This is a genomic window from Alloscardovia omnicolens DSM 21503 (assembly GCF_000420505.1).
GTDB lineage: Bacteria > Actinomycetota > Actinomycetes > Actinomycetales > Bifidobacteriaceae > Alloscardovia > Alloscardovia omnicolens.
Window position 1 is genome coordinate 1 of sequence record NZ_ATVB01000007.1, and the last position, 15,471, is coordinate 15,471.

A 15,471-nucleotide genomic window follows, 5' to 3' on the forward strand; every position below is an offset into this window, starting at 1 on the left:
CCCATCCTTGCTCGTGTAACCATACACGCGTGGAACAAATCAGATCAACCATGCTGTCACTGGTTTTACTAGGCATGGTATGTGGTCGAGTTGACCTGGTTTTTACCGCGTTTAAACCATCCGAACGATAACGAGCAAGAAGTTTTCTGACCCATCTATCCGAAACATGAAACACGCTGGTCGCATCTTTGACGGACGCACCCGACTCAAGAACATAAAGAATAATAGCTATATTACGCGATGAATGATCCATACCCCATCATCACACGCGGAACGATGTCTTGACACACCCCCGAAAAAACCACACCCAAAAACAGCGGAACGATGTCCTGAAACCACACACCCCCGTGCGCACGGATAAATCTTCTCCCTAGCCTAGAGATACAGGCATCGAGGAGATTTCTTTTTTATTGCGTTAGAACAATACGCACCATGGCCACATATTGGCATTCCAAAATCCGGAAACATTAGAAGAGTAAACTCATATAGTGAGAAGGAGATGAATTTTGAGCAAGTATAAGTTTTCACATTGAGGTCAAAGCACTGTAGATGTCCATACATATCCAAATGGCGATAAATTATTAACCATTAAGCGAATAGGTTTGTTGAATTTCTTACTTTTCGGCACGCATAAAGAAACAAAGGTGCTCACCAACACCATCGATGCCGTCAAGTTCACACCATCGCATCACAAGCCTGGCTCTATGAAGTTTACGGTTAACGGCAAGAAAAATCATGACTCCGCTCTCTACTTCTACGGTTCTCAGGAGCAGTCCGATGCCCTCGCACTGTACGACGAGCTGAGCCATCTCATCCAAAAGTAAGTACAAGCACGAAGCAATCAATCACCCTCAATAACGGCGTCGAACTGCCACTGCTTGGTTTCGGAACTTTCCAACCGAGCTGAAGCCGAGCTGGATATCGACCGCGCAGATATTTTCGTTACGTCCAAGCTATGGGTGAGCGATACGAGCTACGACGGTGCGCGCCGCGCGTACGGGTTTGGATTATATCGACCTGTATCTGTTCACAATCCGATGAACGATGTGTTCAGCGCGTGGCGAGCGCTGTCCGAGCTGCTGCAAGACGGTGTTGTGCGCGCGATTGGCGTGAGCAATTTCTCTCGCGCGGCTCGAGGATTTCATCTCGTTTAACGAGGTCGTGCCGCAGGTTATTGAGCGGTGGCTGGTTCAGCGCGGTATTGCGTTGATTCCGAAGAGCACCACGGCCGAGCGTATCGTGCAGAACGCAGATATTTGGGATTTAGTTTGAGCGACGGCGAGATGGAGCTGTGCGCGCTTTGAATACAGCTACCAGTCAGTTCTTTGATTGGTCCGATCCGGCGGTATTTCGCCGGTTAGCACATTTGCCGTACGAAGACTAAAAGAAAGGGCTTCCCTAGGGAAGCCCTTTCTTAGTTTATTGCTTAGTCAGCAACCACACCTTCTTTATCGAAGTAGTAGGTAATTGGCTTAAGCTCTTCACCGTCGTAAGATGCGAAGAATTCTTCTACGCTATCTGGGTGAGTCAGCTTGCCGTTTGCGTTGTAACCAGGGTTAATGGTTTCTACGAACTTACCGTTTTCTACATGCAGTTCAAGCTCTTCTACAGGCAGACCGCGCTTACCGGTAACCTTGACGTCAATCAAGAACGGACGTCCTGCCTACGTTACTTCTACTGCCTTATCGAAAGCAGCTGGCAAATCGTCGGACTTGGTTACTGTTACAGCTTCTACGCCCATACCGCGCGCAATCATTGCGAAGTCCTGATCTTCAATAAAGATGCCTGAGTGTTCTGGGATTGGCAAATCATCTTGCTCAGACTTAATGAAGTTCAAGGATGCGTTCGAGGTAATAATATTAATCACAGGCAAGTTATACTTCTTCTGCGTAATAATATCCTGCATAACCATCGAGAACGCGCCATCGCCAGAAATATTAAAGATCTGACGCTCTGGGAAGCTCAAAGCACCTGCCAAGGAACCTGGCACACCATAACCCATCGAAGCGAACAGGGCGGAAATAGTCCACTTATTCTTTGGAGTTAAGTGCAGGTAGCGGAAGGAGTTAATAATGTTATCGCCAACATCGATGGAGAAGAGAGCATCTTCTTCTGCGATGCGGTTAATTTCCTTATACTGTCTCGAACTCAAGTGGATCGGATGGACGGTTAGTCATCTTGGTCATGTATTCTTGCCAGTTCTTGTTAGCAGCCACAACTGCACGGAAGGATGGCAATGATTCAGCTGGCTCAGACAGCTCCAAAGCCTTCTCAACAAAAGCAGCAGCATCGGACCATACGCCATAATCCAAGAAGCGATGCGAACCAAACTGACCAGAATCAGCGTCGATCTGAACAAACTTAAACTTATGCGTGAGGTAAACGAGGTTTGCAAATGGGAAGTTGGAGCCCAAAGCAATCACTAAATCAGCAGCAGCAGCAGCAAAGGCTTCACCGCAGCCTTGCATGCAGCACGGTTAGCATAACCCAAGTTTCCTTCATACTCTTCAGGAACTAATCCCTTTGCTAAACCAGTCAAAACCAAAGGAATCTGCAGCTCCTTAGACAGCTCAACGAGCTTCTCGCCGCCTGCACCAATACCGCGGCTCACGTGAATAACTGGACGCTTTGCAGCCTTAATAAGGTCGAGAACATTCTTTACTTCCTCATCGGTTGGCAAAGGAAGTGGAGCTGGCTTGCGGTCGGTTGGCGAGGAGCTGGAATATGGCTTATCTGGAATCTACACATAACCGAAATTGTTTGGAATAGCAACCACAGCTACGCCCTTGTGCTTGTAGGCCTCGCGCACAGCCTTATCGACGACGTATGGAAGGCTTTCGGCGGCCATAACAGTGCGGTTGTACACTGCAACATCTTCGAACATTGGGTTCTCAGCGAACTCCTGGAAGTAGTTGTAGTTCATGTTGGTGGTTGGCACCTGACCAATCAGCGCTACTACTGGCGCATGGTCTTCGCGCGCATCATACAAACCGGTCAGCAAGTTCGTAGCACCTGGACCTGCAGAGCCGAAGCACACCTGAACACGGCCGGTCAGCTTTGCATCTGCAGACGCCGCCAAAGCGCTCACCTGCTCGTGACGCACCTGAATGTACTGATACGCTCTTTTTCGGCGTCCAAAGCCGCCATCGTCGAGTTAAAAGAGCCGCCTGGGTAGCCGTATAAATATGCTTTACACCCCATGACTGCAAAACGCGAAGCATTGCTACGCTTGCTGGAACTGTTGCTTGGGTTTCTGGAGATGAAACTGCGTTATTCATTATTTCTCACTTTCGAACTTCATGTTCATACGGATCGTCAGCTTTGTCAATCTCTTACCTCATACGGTTGCACCGCTCGCGAAGTTAGTTCAAACCGCAAACTATTGATATACATCACGTGTGATGTAGTGCACAGGACTTGCTTGTGCGTGCGCTTGATACACTTGGTTTATGGCTGGATCAAAGACTGCACCACTGACCGAGCGAGGCCTCGCAACCCGTAAAAAGTTTACTCTCGCTTTGGCTGATTTATTGTGCTCCTACTCTGTTTCGGAGATTACTGTTAAAGAGATTGTTGTGCGCGCGCATAGTACGCGGCAAACTTTTTACCGCTACTTCACCTCGAAAGAGGATGTGCTGCACGCTTTGCTCGCTGATTTATATGATGAATGCTATGACCGCGTTTTAAACAGCAGTGGCACAACTTTCGAAGATTATTTGGTTGTGTATTTTAGTTTTTGGCGCGAACGCTACGGTCGGTTGCGCGCCATTATGCAACACAACCCGCACTGGCTTTTTAATGAAGTTGCCTACACCTACAATCGCCGTTTTTACCCGAAAATTAAGGGATTATGGGCCACCGAACTGCTTGATGAGCAGGGCGAACAGTATTTCCAAAACTTTATTTTTGGCGGCTTAGCCCACGTACACGCCACGTGGTTTGCGCAAGGCTGCGCGCAAAGCCCGGAAGACATGGCGCATTATGTGGCGCAGTGTTGGACGATTTATAAGCAACCCGAGGAATAAGCATAGAGAAGGCCCGATATCTCGAGAGAGATACCGAGCCTTTTATGAAGAATGTAGCTTCTACTGTTACTTCTACTACTTCCTCATACGACGCATTGCTACGAGGGATACACCTGCTGCGATAGCGAAGCCAGCGACAACAACCATTCCTACGATTGCGGCACCTGTGCTAGCCAACTTAGTCGAAGGCTTCTGAGCAGTTGGCTTTGTTGGCTTTGTTGGAACCTTTGGATCCTCAGGCTTAGGTTCCGGCGTCGGGTCAGCCTTGTACTTCACAGTGAAGTTAATGCCCTTAGGAGCCACAGCATCCGCTTCATCAGCCTGCTGAACGCCATTCCACTGGAATGCAAATGGAATAGTTCGGCTGCCGAGTGTCGCCTCAGAAGAGAACTCACCAGCAACAGTGCCTTCGATGGTGTAGTTGGTGTTTGGCTTGGAATCGGCAGTGAAGGCTACGCCGTGAACAGTAATCATAAAATCACCGTTCTCGTTGCCTGCTTCGTTCACCAGCTTCTTCAAATCACCATAGGTCTTAATATCCTCTGGCTTCGCGATATCGAAATGAACGGTGAGAACATTGCCTTTGAAAGAGCTCTTCTCTTTGTTTACTACAAATCCGTTAGCAACTAAGCCGAGCTTCTCAATATCGGTGTTGGTAAAGGTCATACCCTTTGGCAAAGTGAGCTTTGCATCAAAACCGAACTTGGTATTCTTGAGCACAATGCTATCGAAGGTACCTGCAGAAACACCCTCCCAGTTTTCAATGGACTTCATCTTGGCAAGAACAGCATCTTGAATGTGAAGAACGCCTGCTACGTCCAGAGTGGACTTGGACGAGTCTGCAACATAGACCTGCTCGTGTTCGGTATCCAAATCTTTACTGGTCTGTGCACCACGCAAATCAGCTGGCATATCGATACCTGGCTGAACAGTGAAGTTAATACCCGAGAAGAAGTAACGGTCTTCTTCGCCCTGCTTCTGCTTACCATTCCACTGGAAGGTGAATGGGTAAGTAGTAGTACCAAAGGTTGCGTAAGAGCTGAAGTTGCCAGAAGCGGTTCCCGAAATGGTAAACCATGGCAAGTCTGCCTTCTTCGCTTTTTCAGCGTCGAAACCAACACGAGGAATTGTAATCGTTAAATCAGCATCGAGCTTGTCAATAACCTTCTTCATATCAGCATAGGTCTTAATAGCTGCAGGATCCTTCAAAACAAAATCAACTACAGCTTCGTTGGACGTAAACGAAACCTCATAATCGAAGTCTGGAGCACCCTCAAGCTTCAGGTCGTCCTTATTGGTTGTCGTAAACTTCATACCTTCTGGCAACTTCAACGTAGATCGGAAGCCAACGCGTACGGCATCGAGCTTAATCTTCTCAAAATCAGATTCGTTCTTGCCGTACTTGTCTTCGATTTCCTTCATCTGAGTCTTTACGGATTCGCCCACATGAAGAACACCCTGAACATCAATCGTATCGTTCACGGAAGGAACACGGTAAATATCTCGTGCTGTTGTATCCCAAGCTTTCTGCTTGCCGTCAGCAACAGAGAGACGACCGCGTACGTCCGCAGGAAGATCGCTCTCGATTGGCTTCGCATAGTTTACTGTAAGCAGTAAGCCCGCTTCATTGGCAGCGGTGTACTCGAAGTTAAAGGCACGAGTCGTGCCACCTTTAGTAGCTTCAGAGCTGAAGCCGCCAGTAGCTTCTCCAGTAATGGAATAGTTGGTAGCTGGCTGAGCCGTGTCACTAAAAGTAATATTGTTTACGGTTACCGACAAATCCTTGTCGAGCTTATCGATAGCCTCCTTGAGCTTAGCGAAAGTTGTAATGTCCTCCGCCTTCTTGAAGCCCATAACAATGTTTGCTACCTTGCCCTTAACCTCTGCACTCTTTACCTCGAAGTCTTCAGCACCTGTAAGAGCTACATCGATTGGCGCACGGGTCTGTGCGTCAGCAAATTCAAGACCTTCAGGCAAAGTCAGCTTTGCTACAAACTGGAACTTCGTCTTGCTTAAGGAGATATCGGCGAAATCACTTGGCTTCTCATCGTACTTCTTAATAAGTTCAGCCATCTGATTTTTAGCAAGGTCGTTCACATGCAGTGTGCCGGTTACAGAGAAAACAGACTTTTTGCTCGCTGCAGTGAAAACGCCTGCGTTGGAGATTTTTTTATTTCCGTCGGCGGAGCCCGATAGATTAGCACTAATCGTGCCCTTAATAGTTCCTTCAGGAATAGCATCGGTAGGATTAGTGGACTTCTTCTTGAAGGTATACGTCTTGGTATTGCCATCTCCAGAAGTTGCTTCGCCTACGAACTCATAGCCGTCGATGGTTCCAGCAGCCTGGAAATCGTCGCCTACAACTGGATTTTTAAGAGATTCGCCAGTGTCTGCAACCCACTTTGTAGTCTTCTTCACTGGATCTGGGAAGCAATCCGACATACCTGAAGCCAAAGGCTGCGAAGCATCATCAGTTTTATAAGTTGTTGCACCATAACCAAATTGAGCCATCATGCCACTAGCGTAGAAGGAGAAAGATCCACGTCCAGTAACAGTGGCTGCTTCAAATTGCTGAGCTTGCTGCTTCGTCGTAGCCGTAACCGTGTACGGAATACTTAAGTTTACCGTGTGAGCACCTGGGTCTTGCTGATCGCGCTGGTAAGCGGCATAAACGCCTGCCCAGTTAGTATCAATCAGATACATCTTAAAGTTAACAGTCTGCCCATCTACTGTAGACACAATTCTGTTGCCATTAATAATGGACGATGTATTGCTCGTTGTAACTTGACCTATAGTTACATTCGCAGGGAAAGTGACCGCATACGAGATGTATGCGATTTTGTTTTTTCCTTCCAAACCGTGTGGATAATAGCCGTTTTTTGCAGCCGTTTTCATATCGTCATCATGCCCAGCCAACGCGGTACTCAACGGCACATTAATATTGACAGTACCGTTGTAGGTGGCGCTTGCTGGATTGGTTGCGCAGGTTGCGCTACCAGAAGTCTTAGCATACTGAGCAACCGCCAACGGAGCATCAGCTGCTTGTGCGCTCGCCATAGGGAACGCGGCGATGAGACCCGAAAACAGCATGGCCACGGCCACAACCATGCTTATGAGCCATCCTTTTCTCTTCATTTTTCCTCTTTTCAACGTTTTTCAAGCACAAAACGAGCGCTCAAAGAATACTTCTGTTCTATCGTACAATAGAGGGAGAACTAGCGAAAAACCTACTCTCCGTATACGCCCGTCTTAGCCAACTGCTCCATCAAAACATCGGACTTTACGAGCGGACGCGCAACAATCAAACCAATCAATAAAGCAGGAATCATAAAGAGCATAAACTGACCGAGCGCCACCCAATACTCATTGCCGTACGCGCCAGCAATGGCGGCGTGCATAGCCTTCATACCGTAGCGGAACGGAAGCAGCGGATAGACCCACTGGAAGAAGACCGGCATCAGCTCAACCGGGAAGGTGCCACCCGAACCAGCAATCTGCATAACCATAATAATCACGGCAATCGCCTTACCCACCGCGCCCAGCGCCAAAGTGAGCGCGTACATAAGCGTGGAGAAGAGCAGGCTCGCGCACCAAGCGGCCAGGAAAAGCAGGAGCGGATTATCACACTGAATTTTAAGGTACCATAAATCGCCCATCACCAGCAGCGTGGACTGCAGCAGCGAGAACACGAGGAAAGTAAGATAGCGTCCCCAATATTCGCTACCCAAACCGAGTCCGAACAAGCTGGCGTTACCCGCGGTATGCGGCCGCGAGTTTTTCGGCAGATGCTCATACAGTTCGTCCGTGCTCGCTAAGCCGAGAACACGCGCTTTGCGACGGTCAGACACAGAAATCTTCATCATGGAGACGAGGAAAACGCTGCCCACCCAAATCGCCAAAATCGTGTAGAACGCGGACATAGCGGTGCCGTAATTAGCCACTGCAAACACTGCATGACGCTTGAGCTTCACCGGCGAAGAAAGCATAGCAGCGAACTGTGTGGCGGTTAAATCGTTGCCGGCAATGTCGGAGAGTTTCTCATTCGTCTCATCTACACCGTTCTGCACAGAGGTTGCAATTGCTCGCAACGAGCTGGCCAAGGAGGTAAGAGCATCGCGAGTTTTCGAGAGCGCATCGCTCACCGTTTTTACCGTCGAACGAGCTTGCGTGCCTTCAGAGCGTAGCGAGCCCAGCACAGCGCGCACAGAGTTCGACGCAGTTTGCGCACGCTGGGACACCGTATTCATATCCGAAACAAGCACGGACAGCTGCGGCTTCACGTTCACATTAAACGAGTTTTTCGCGTCAGTCAGCGTTTTCTTTACCGCGCGAATCTGCTCGGCCAGCTGCTTTTTCTGCTGCCCCACCGTCTCCTTCGCCTTCGCCACGTTCGTGCCGGCCGCGCTCACCTGCGAACCGATCGCGGTCACATCGCTAGACGCTTGCTTGAGCTGTGCAATAAGCGCGTCGATATTGCTGATTGTTATCGGATCGCTCACCTGCGCCTTCACCTGCTCGAGAGCGCTACTAATTTGACTGTACGAGTCGGCAGATGATTGGATAGCACTGCCCACCGTCGTTAAGCGCGTGCTGAGCGTATCCACGTTGGCGCTAATCGGCGAGCTGAGCGCATCAAGCTGTGAGAGAACCGCATCGAGGCTCGTGCCTGCGGAGTCGAGCGCACTCGACAGCGAATCTCCTGCCGAGGATGCCGCGTCGCTGAGATTTTTCACCTTCTTTACCGCGTTATTGAGTTCCGCACGCGCATCTGCAGAACCGCTCGAACCGGCAGAAATAATGGTCTGCGAGGAGTTGACTAAATCCGCGCTGGCTTGGATAAGAGCTGCGTAACTGCCCATCTGCACGGCTGCCGCGTCCATATCGCCCGCCACGGTATTGAGGCGCTTCACGACCGTATCCACATACTCCTGGCCTTGCGCACTGCTGGAGAAATCGCTCACATGATGCGCCACGTCCAGCGCTATCGAGGCAATAGTTTGCGCGAAAGTTTCCGAGATTTGCGTAACGACTGTATCGGCTGCTTTTTCGGTGATTTTTGGCGCAATAGCATTCGATTTTTCGTTAATATAATATTCAATTTTCGCGGTAGAACTATTCGCCTCGAAAAAAGTGAGCATGTGCGCACTAAAATCTTCGGGAATAACGATAGCCGCATAATACGAACCAGAATGAACACCATCGATAGCTTTTTTCTTGGATACGAACTGCCAATCAAGCTTCGTATTCTTGCGCAGCGAGGACTCAACATTATTACCCATATTCACAGGCACAGAAATAAGATCCGAACTGTAACCCTTATCGGTGTTAGCTACTGCCACCCTGAGTTTGCTGGTGTTACCGTACGGATCCCAACTAGCGGCAATATTAAACCAGGCATACATGGACGGCACGATCACGAGACCCATAGCTACCACAATGCCAATAACACTGCGGAAGAGGTTGCGCTGGTCTTCGATAAAAATCTTAAACACATTCACAATCGGATGCTGACGGCGAATGGCCGGTTTCTTTTTGTTATTATTGCTCATCATCGCCCTCCTCATCACTCTCATCGCGGATCCAGCGGCGCGCTACTCGTGCCACAACTTGCGTGCGTAGCGCGGATTCAGACAGTTCACTCATACCCAGCTCGCGCTCATACACTTCGCGGATGTATTCGAGCGAAATCAGGTAGAAATCCAGCACCACAACAGACAGCAGCCACAGCATAAGGAAGACAATCTTAGCCTCAACAGTAAAAAGCAAGACGAGCAGGAGCAGCGGAACGGCAAAAATCGCCACCAAACCATAGCTCACCAAACGCGGATAGAGCGCTCCAAAACGAGCCGCTTTCCTTCGCAGAGAGCGCGCGAACTCATCGTGACGCATGAGCATCTGCACCACAGAACCCAAGCGGAAGCGTGCACCATCGTCTCGCGTTTCTTCGCTGAGCAGTAGATCGGTTTCTGCCAGACGACGGTCGAATAGCGCGTTCAAATTAAGCAAATACGGGCGAATAGCAAGTGCCAACACGAAAGCGCCGAGCAGATAGAGCGAGAGCATTCCGAGGTTTTTCGCGTATTCCATGCCGTAATAGCCGGCAACCGTCTCGCGCATGGCATTAATACTGTAGGTGAACGGCAGCCACGGTTCGAGGGCTTGGAAGAATGGCGGCATAATCTCAATCGGGTACGTGCCCGACGAGCCAGGCACCTGCATAACCACCAAAATAACTGCCATGGCCTTACCAATATGACGCAATGTTGCCGCCAGCGCCATAATCACGGTTACGTAGACCACCGAAGCAAACATTCCTGCACACACGAAAGCAACAGGATGTTCCATCTGAATACCGATGATGAGATCTCCCACCGTGGCCACAAAACCTTGAGCCGCACCTAAGAGCGCAAACAACAACCAGCGTCCCATAAAGGCCTCACTATTGCGCACACGAGTGTGCACAGCCGCGGCGAAACTCGATTTAGCCTGCTTATGCTTGCGCGCGCGGCGAGCTGCTTTAAGACTCGAGGCATCCACCTCGATTTTCATAACAGCAATAAGCACAAAACCGCCCACCCACAGTGCGATATTCGTAAAGAATGGTGCGATTGCCGAACCATAATTGTGCACTGGGTACACGCTTTTTTGCTCAAGTTCCACCGGCTTTTGCATAAAACTACCGATAGCATTCGCGTCGAGGTTGGTATCGCGTAATCTTTGGGCCAGAGCACTCGAGTCGAGGGCGGCAAAGTCTGTGCGCACGGTGTTAATATGCGTGCACACTTGCTCAATTGAGTTCTCACTAGCCTGAATTGTTGAGGACGTTTGTTGTAAAAGCGAGCGCAATTGTGCAATCACATTGTTCGACTGCTCAAGCGAGGAACTCACCTGCCCCAAAGAAGCGGCGGATACCGATGCCAGGGAACCTGCTGCATCAATACTGCCGGTTAATGAGGTGCTTAAGCTGCCGTTTAAGCTAGCGGACAGCGATTGGAAGGAGCTGGCCGAACTCAGTGCACTCGACGAGAGCGTGGACGACAAATTCGACACCGAATCTTGAGTCGAGCTTAAAGATTCCTGCGCTTTTTGGCTAAAGTTATTTACCGCATCGTGCTGCTGTTTGTTGAGCGTTTGTAAGTCGCTCAGCGTCGACTCGAGCTGCTTGTACGCATCCGAGTTCTTGTCGAGCGTCGAATTATCGAGCACGCTGCTCAACGCCGCGACAGCCGCATCGTTCTTGGCGAGCAACGTGTTCAGACGCGCGTTAACCGTAGCCACATCCGCACTCGCTGTAGAGAGCGAGGAGCTTATGGTCGTTCCCGCTTGACCCACTTGCACGCCCAGCAAAGACAGCGATGCCGAGCTGGACGCTAGGTTTCCGGCCGCGTTATTCGAAAAACCAGAGGCTGCCGTAGAGCTTGCAGACGCGGTACGCGCGGCCTGATCAGCGGCTTTTCGCGCCGAATCAACCGCGGCTTTCGTATCGTTTACCGCCTGCTGCACACTGTGCGTCTTATCCACTGTCTCATCGAGCGCGGTGCGAGCGCGCTCTAAGCCGTCTTTCGTCTCGCTCAGCGTCGTCATAAGGTCGTCGAGCTTGGAAATAGTCTTCGCATGCGCGCCCTCAATCAAGCTTTTGGCTTCATCGGTTGAGATGTTCAGCTGATCAGAGACAGCCGTGCTCGCCGTACCGATAAACGCGGCGTTGAGCAAGTTATCAAGAGCCGTTGCGCCCGAATCCGTGATTTTTGGCGCGATCGGGTTGAGTTTTTCGTTCACGTAATAGTTGAGCTCCGGCCTGCTGCCGCCGGAGGTGATCATACGCACGAGAGAGCGCGAAAAGTTCTTATCGATAACGACCGCGGCATAATAACGGCCTGACTCAACCCCCTCGACCGCTTCTTTCCTGGTCTTGACGAAGGTCCAGCCGAGCTGATCGTTCTCTTTGAGCTGCGAAACGACCTGCTCACCCACATTCACCTCGCCCGTCAGCTGCGAGCTAGCACCCGCGTCGAGGTTGGCGACGGCCACAGAAATGTGCCGCGTATTCGCGTACGGATCCCAGTTAGAAATAATGTTAAGCCATGCATAGGCAGACGGAAGAATTGTGATGCCAATGGTAATAATGATGGCCACAGGATTCGTGAAAATCTTCTTAAGATCATGCCACAGTATTGCCCACACGTGCGTCCTCTCTCACCGTTGCTCAGCGTTTCTGCGCGTTCTACGCCATACTACTCACAGCAGCGCAAAGCATTTGCTTGTTTTCTCGCGGCTAAAAGGCTCGCGCGACATGTAAAACAAGGCAAATCAAGCGGTCTGAGCGATTTCACAGAATCATCGCAAAGTGTCAGATTACTGGGAAGTGTCACGCTTTGTCGGCTTCCTTGTCGACCGTGAGGAACTCCAACATCGCTACGACCATATCGCGCACAACCTGCGCTTGCTCAGCCTCGAGCTCGTGACGCGCACCGTTCATGCGCACCTTCTTAATCGTCGTGTTCGTTGCGCCCGCAATGAACGCGTCCTGCTGTTCGTCGCTCACCCACGCATCGTTTTCGGCTTGGAACAGCAGCATAGGCGCGGTTATGCGCTCTCGGTTCTGCTGGTTCTGCAGGTAGGCGTTGAGCTTAAGGCTCTGCTTCACCCAGTTATACGAGGCTGCGTACATTTGATTCGTCTCCAGCATCAGGCGGCGCTTGTGCAGCCAGACCGCGCGCGCGTGGCTGAGCCCTTTAGCGTATTCCTCATCGAAAGTTTGATTGAATTCTTTATCCGGGTGCACGAAAATCTGCTTCTTGCTCGCAAAGAACGCGCCCAAGCTCGCGAAAAGCTTGGTAAGTGATGGAGACAGCGGACTAAGCGAGGCGATCATTGGTGCGGTGAGAACATACTTATCGACCAAATCTGGTGCGTGCTCAGCCAGTGCTGCCGCGATACCGCCTCCCATCGAATGGCCGTACACATATACTGGGGCTTCCTTGCTAAAGATAGATTGCGCATGAGGGTGCACAATGGTGCGGATTAACTTTTCGGCATCCGCAACGTAGCGACGGAAATCGTCAATCCAGATAAGGCCGAGATTTGCCACGTCGCGTGGCGAACGACCCTGACCGCGGTGTTCCAGAATGTAGATATCGAAACCCGCCTGCCAGTAGTAGTATGCCACTTCCATAAAATGATCAACCATTTCCGTAAAGCCCGGCAAAATGACGATGGTCGGCGTATTCTCTTGCGGATTTCGGCTCAGGTAGTGCACGTAATGTAGCTTGTTGCCGTTTTCTGCGACGACTGGGGTCGGGGCCGCAGCAAGACCGTTAAAGTCTTCTGAGGTCGCGACATCGAGCCACCCTTCGCGCGTAGACGCTTCGAGCACAGCTTCCACACCACGCATGCCGATACTGTAGGATTCGTCGGACGTGTCGTCCAGGAAAGTGACGCCAAACTTCGCAGCGCGTTCATCTAGTTGCACCATGGTCATCACTACTCCTTGTACTCCATCTCTTTGCGTCTTGTGTGCGTGCTTGCATGTGTTTGCGTACGCTTGCTTGGGCGCTTGCGACACTTGTACGCTTGTGGCGCTCCCACTTCCCTTATGCCTTTTATAATAGCCCGATTTCGATTACGCAATATAAATATTCCAACTATGCGCGTGTTTTTGGTGGATTTTGGTGTGTGAGTACTGGTTGTGTTGTGGTGAGCGTCGCATTACTCACGAGTTGCTCGCCACAGCTTTTCTGGTGGCGTGAAAAGTGAGCTGAAAAGAGAATCGTCTCTTACGGCTGCAAAAACGCGATTTTGGACCAAAATCATGGCGTGGAAAGTGATTGACTTTACGACTCGTCACCCGCGACCAAAAACAGCACCTCACACGGTCGTGGAAAAACGAGCTGTAAAGTCAATCACCCCTCACGCTATCCGCAGACAAACACCACCGCAAATCACCGCGCAACCCAGTAAGTTGTGTTGGGCGTGTAAGAATGCGCGCAAAAATCCCCAACCTCGCGCTTTTTGCACTACAAATGTAAGAAGTTGAGACAAAACGGTGGAGCAGTGCGCGCATAGCATGATAGCCGCAAGGCTCCGCAAACGCGAATAACGCACGCACACCGCGCACCGCATGCAAACGCGTAAGAACTCTATGAAGGGGACACGATGGGATTCCTTGATCGCTTGGAAAAGAGTGTTGAAGGCGCTGTTGAGGGCGCATTCTCTCGTTTCGGCTCCAAAGATTTGCAGCCAGTCGATTTATCCAGCGCCTTGGAGCGCGAAATTGATTCTCAAAGTATGAGTGTGGGTCGAGACCGCACGGTTGCTCCGAACGAGTACCGTATTAAGCTATCTACCCCAGACTTCGATAACATCGAGAAGTGGGGCAGCGAGACCTTAGCCAATGAATTGGCCGACAACCTCACGAAGTATGCAGAAAGTCAGCACTACGCTTTCGTTGGCCCAGTTGTGGTCATCTTCGAGGAAGACCTCACCTTGGCTAAGAGCGACTTCTCGGTGTCCTCCGAATCCGTGCAGGGTAACGCCGCACCTCTAACCACGAATAACAGCACCAAGGACTGCCCAGTACTCGAGATTAACGGCCGTCAGTACCTGCTCACCGCTCCAAAAACAGTTATCGGCCGCGGTTCTACCAGCGATATTGTTATTGATGATCCAGGTATCTCTCGCAATCATTTGGAAATCGATATTACCGATAGCGGCGTTGTTGCACGCGATATGGGCTCTACCAACGGCACATATGTTGAAGGACATCAGACTCCGGCTGCTACACTTCTGGATGGAAATACTATTACTATTGGTCGCACACGCATCCTGTTCTGGTCTAGTGCAGCCACGGAGTAGACTCTTTTAGTACTATGACTGATTTAACTTTTGCCATACTAAAGTACGGCTTTTTGATTGGCTTATGGCTTTTCGTATGGCTAGCCGTGCGTGCGATTAACCGCGATGTTGTGTCTTTAGCACCACATCGTTCGAAACGTCGTTCTAATCGCGAGCGCGATAAACACATGGTAGCGGTGGGAGCGAATGGTCCTGTGGTAGTTCCTGCACAAGATGGTGTGCCATCAAACACACAAACATTAGCAACTCCAGCCACCGCTCACATATCGAATCCAACGAACGCAACGAACGCGCCTGAGCCAGCAGTGCTCACCATTATTGATGGTCCACTGTCAGGCACTACCATGCCGTTAAGCGCTGGATCTATTTCCTTAGGGCGTGCAGCAGATAATAATATTGTGCTGGATGATGAATTTGTGTCCTCTCACCACGCTCGCATTTTCTTCGATACAGCTTCCAATCAGTGGGCTGTAGAAGATTTGAATTCCACTAATGGCACAAAAGTTGCAGATCAGCCGATTCACAGCGTATGTCTACTTCCGCCAGGAGTTCCTGTGCGCATTGGCGCTACCACGTTTGAATTGAGGTAGCC

Annotated in this window: 15 protein-coding genes; 5 read left to right on the forward strand and 10 right to left on the reverse strand. The window is 50.4% G+C overall.

The genetic code is table 11. The features are described from left to right. Positions 1 to 253 (reverse strand): helix-turn-helix domain-containing protein (locus tag G464_RS09935; protein WP_155237051.1); only part of this gene is annotated, 253 nt, incomplete at its 3' end. Between the two features lie 352 nt (positions 254 to 605). Here G464_RS09935 and G464_RS0103910 point away from each other — a divergent pair. Continuing rightward, positions 606 to 824, forward strand: coding sequence for a hypothetical protein (locus G464_RS0103910; RefSeq protein WP_145988797.1), 219 nt, complete (start codon positions 606 to 608; stop codon positions 822 to 824). Positions 825 to 878: 54 nt separating this feature from the next. Further along, complete coding sequence (locus tag G464_RS10300) at positions 879 to 1,154, forward strand: aldo-keto reductase family protein (RefSeq protein WP_022856815.1); 276 nt, start codon at positions 879 to 881, stop codon at positions 1,152 to 1,154. A 272-nt stretch (positions 1,155 to 1,426) separates the two neighbouring features. Here the strand turns inward: G464_RS10300 and G464_RS10185 are convergent, their stop codons facing one another. From G464_RS10185 to G464_RS10205, 5 genes are read right to left on the reverse strand one after another with little or no spacing between them, the layout of a single operon-like run. Beyond that, positions 1,427 to 1,648: a hypothetical protein gene (locus G464_RS10185; protein WP_022856817.1), complete on the reverse strand. Its 222-nt coding sequence runs from the start codon at positions 1,646 to 1,648 to the stop codon at positions 1,427 to 1,429. 15 nt (positions 1,649 to 1,663) lie between these two features. Continuing rightward, entirely contained in the window at positions 1,664 to 2,152 is a 489-nt protein-coding gene (locus tag G464_RS10190; protein WP_022856818.1) for a thiamine pyrophosphate-dependent enzyme, read from the reverse strand. Further along, positions 2,133 to 2,468: a hypothetical protein gene (locus G464_RS10195; protein ID WP_022856819.1), complete on the reverse strand. Its 336-nt coding sequence runs from the start codon at positions 2,466 to 2,468 to the stop codon at positions 2,133 to 2,135. The genes G464_RS10190 and G464_RS10195 overlap by 20 nt, the downstream gene beginning before the upstream one ends. Further along, the gene (locus tag G464_RS10380) at positions 2,423 to 2,680 is read right to left on the reverse strand and encodes a hypothetical protein (RefSeq protein ID WP_022856820.1); all 258 of its coding nucleotides are present in this window, start codon (positions 2,678 to 2,680) and stop codon (positions 2,423 to 2,425) included. Before G464_RS10380 ends, G464_RS10195 begins: the two co-directional genes overlap by 46 nt. A 60-nt stretch (positions 2,681 to 2,740) precedes the next feature. Then, positions 2,741 to 3,103: a thiamine pyrophosphate-binding protein gene (locus G464_RS10205; RefSeq protein ID WP_022856821.1), complete on the reverse strand. Its 363-nt coding sequence runs from the start codon at positions 3,101 to 3,103 to the stop codon at positions 2,741 to 2,743. 346 nt (positions 3,104 to 3,449) lie between these two features. On the opposite strand from G464_RS10205, the gene G464_RS0103950 reads away from it, so the two are divergent. Then, positions 3,450 to 4,025: a TetR/AcrR family transcriptional regulator gene (locus G464_RS0103950; RefSeq protein ID WP_021617274.1), complete on the forward strand. Its 576-nt coding sequence runs from the start codon at positions 3,450 to 3,452 to the stop codon at positions 4,023 to 4,025. A 75-nt stretch (positions 4,026 to 4,100) separates the two neighbouring features. Here G464_RS0103950 and G464_RS0103955 read toward each other — a convergent pair whose 3' ends face one another. The 4 genes from G464_RS0103955 to G464_RS09665 all read right to left on the reverse strand — a co-directional run bounded on the left by G464_RS0103955 (position 4,101) and on the right by G464_RS09665 (position 13,506). Then, the gene (locus G464_RS0103955; protein WP_155237052.1) at positions 4,101 to 7,160 is read right to left on the reverse strand and encodes a hypothetical protein; all 3,060 of its coding nucleotides are present in this window, start codon (positions 7,158 to 7,160) and stop codon (positions 4,101 to 4,103) included. Between the two features lie 92 nt (positions 7,161 to 7,252). Continuing rightward, a complete protein-coding gene (locus G464_RS08825; protein ID WP_022856823.1) occupies positions 7,253 to 9,577 on the reverse strand; it encodes a YhgE/Pip domain-containing protein in 2,325 nt (774 codons plus the stop codon). Continuing rightward, positions 9,564 to 12,209, reverse strand: a complete 2,646-nt coding sequence (locus G464_RS08830; RefSeq protein ID WP_039777586.1) for a YhgE/Pip domain-containing protein — start codon at positions 12,207 to 12,209, stop codon at positions 9,564 to 9,566. Before G464_RS08830 ends, G464_RS08825 begins: the two co-directional genes overlap by 14 nt. 184 nt (positions 12,210 to 12,393) lie before the next feature. After that, positions 12,394 to 13,506, reverse strand: coding sequence for an alpha/beta fold hydrolase (locus tag G464_RS09665; RefSeq protein ID WP_022856824.1), 1,113 nt, complete (start codon positions 13,504 to 13,506; stop codon positions 12,394 to 12,396). Between the two features lie 674 nt (positions 13,507 to 14,180). On the opposite strand from G464_RS09665, the gene G464_RS0103975 reads away from it, so the two are divergent. Both G464_RS0103975 and G464_RS0103980 read left to right on the forward strand, forming a co-directional pair. Further along, positions 14,181 to 14,879, forward strand: coding sequence for an FhaA domain-containing protein (locus G464_RS0103975; protein WP_021617280.1), 699 nt, complete (start codon positions 14,181 to 14,183; stop codon positions 14,877 to 14,879). A 14-nt stretch (positions 14,880 to 14,893) separates the two neighbouring features. Further along, the gene (locus tag G464_RS0103980) at positions 14,894 to 15,469 is read left to right on the forward strand and encodes an FHA domain-containing protein FhaB/FipA (protein WP_021617281.1); all 576 of its coding nucleotides are present in this window, start codon (positions 14,894 to 14,896) and stop codon (positions 15,467 to 15,469) included. Positions 15,470 to 15,471: the final 2 nt, after the last annotated feature.